The 1917-nt window shown below is 64.3% G+C and carries 3 protein-coding genes; 2 read left to right on the top strand and 1 reads right to left on the bottom strand.

The genetic code is table 11. The annotated features are described in order from the left end of the window. Window positions 1-260, bottom strand: a 260-nt coding sequence (locus A2J01_RS09935; RefSeq protein ID WP_156519227.1) for a PCRF domain-containing protein, incomplete at its 3' end; no start/stop codon positions are given. A gap of 109 nt (window positions 261-369) precedes the next feature. Between A2J01_RS09935 and A2J01_RS09930 the strand changes: the two genes are divergently transcribed. Both A2J01_RS09930 and hisN read left to right on the top strand, forming a co-directional pair. Beyond that, on the top strand, window positions 370-864 hold the full coding sequence (locus tag A2J01_RS09930; protein WP_058226491.1) for a beta-class carbonic anhydrase: 495 nt from the start codon (window positions 370-372) through the stop codon (window positions 862-864). A gap of 19 nt (window positions 865-883) precedes the next feature. After that, window positions 884-1666, top strand: coding sequence for a histidinol-phosphatase (gene hisN / locus A2J01_RS09925; protein WP_064112620.1), 783 nt, complete (start codon window positions 884-886; stop codon window positions 1664-1666). The last annotated feature ends 251 nt before the right edge of the window (window positions 1667-1917 follow it).

Raw genomic sequence — 1917 nt, 5'->3', positions numbered from 1 at the left:
TCTTCTGCCAGTTCGTAGAGGATCGGCATCTCGTCGAGTCGCTCGCGTAGTGCCACGATCCGGCGTAGCTCGGCCTGCGCGTGGGAGAGCTGGCTGGTGACCTGCTGGGCGTGTTCCTGGTCGTTCCACAGACCCGGGTCGGCTGCCTGGTGCTCGAGCTCGTCGATGCGTCGGCGCAGCTCCTCGACGTCCACAACCGATTCGCAGGTGCGAAGGGTGGTGTCGAGGGCGTTCAGGTCTGCAATTACGTCGGGATGCACGGTTCTCAAGGCTACCGGGTGCCGACCTCGGCCCTGCCGCCCGTCACGTATTGGGATCACCGGGACTGGAAGCCTTGCCAACCTCGCTCCGAGGGAACCTACTGGAACGATGACTGTCACCGACGAATACCTGCAGAACAACGCCGCCTACGCCGAGCAGTTCACCGGACCGCTCCCCCTCCCACCCAGCAAACACGTCGCCGTACTCGCCTGCATGGACGCCCGCATCGACGTCTATCGGGTGCTCGGAATCAAGGAAGGTGAATCGCACGTCATCCGCAATGCGGGTGGAGTCGTCACCGACGACGAGATCCGATCCCTGGCCATCAGCCAGCGTCTGCTGGGAACTACCGAGATCATCCTCATCCACCACACCGACTGCGGAATGCTGACGTTCACCGACGACGACTTCAAGCGATCCATCCAGGACGAGATCGGCATCAAACCAAATTGGGCTGCCGAATCGTTTCCCGACATCGACGAGGACGTCCGTCAGTCGTTGAAGCGCATCGAGAACAGTCCGTTCGTCACCACGACGACCTCCCTACGCGGATTCGTCTTCGACGTCGCAACCGGAAAGCTGAACGAGGTCCTCCCCGATTGAGCCGGTAGGTTGTGTACCCGTGACCGATCGCGCATCCGACCTCGCACTCGCCCTCCGTATCGCCGACGAGGCTGACGCGATCACTCGCGCCCGCTTCGGCGCCCTCGACCTTCGAGTGGACGACAAGCCGGACCTCACCCCCGTCTCCGACGCCGATCTGGCTGTCGAGCGAGCAGTGCGCGCGACGCTCGGTGAGCATCGTCCTGCGGATTCCGTACTCGGCGAAGAATTCGGCGGCGACGCAGTCTTCGAGGGCAGACAGTGGGTGGTCGACCCCATCGACGGGACCAAGAACTTCGTCCGCAACGTACCGGTATGGGCCACGCTGATCAGCTTGCTCGAGGACGGCGTCCCGGTCATCGGCGTCGTGAGCGCACCTGCACTGAATCGGCGATGGTGGGCTGCAACAGGTTTGGGCGCTCACACGTCATTCGGAGACGGTGACGCTCGGGCGATCCAGGTGTCTGCCGTCGACCGCAGCGAATCGGCGAGCTTGAGCTTCTCGAGCCTCTCGGGGTGGAAGGACCGCGGAATTCGCGATCAGTTCGTCGAACTCACCGACCACGTCTGGCGCGTGCGCGGTTACGGGGACTTCTTCTCCTACTGCCTCGTGGCCGAAGGCGCCGTCGACATTGCTGCCGAACCCGAGGTTTCCCTGTGGGATCTGGCAGCGCTCGACGTATTGGTCCGTGAGGCCGGCGGCGCGTTCACCGATCTGGACGGCGGCGCAGGTCCGCACGGCGGCAGCGCGGTCGCCACCAACGGACTGCTGCACGAAGACGTTCTGGCCCGCCTGCGGTAACCACCCGAGTACCAGAACATCCCACCCGCCGCAAGGGTCCGAGGGAGGAGTTCCGACAGGCCCGTCGGCAGGATTCGGCACGACATCTCGGCCCGTTGACTGGAAGTAGTTGATCACGCACTACTTCCAGGAGAACGATGAACCGGATTTCCAGGCGCACGATTCTGTTCGGTCTGGCCGCAGCGCCCCTCGGGCTCGCGGTGGGCTGCGGCGCCGACCCGGCAGCGAAGAGCGCCACGTTGGCGGTGGCC

It is taken from the genome of Rhodococcus sp. EPR-134, from assembly GCF_001647205.1.
Classification (GTDB): Bacteria; Actinomycetota; Actinomycetes; order Mycobacteriales; family Mycobacteriaceae; genus Rhodococcus_F; species Rhodococcus_F qingshengii.
This window is presented reverse-complemented; position numbering and strand designations above follow the sequence as displayed.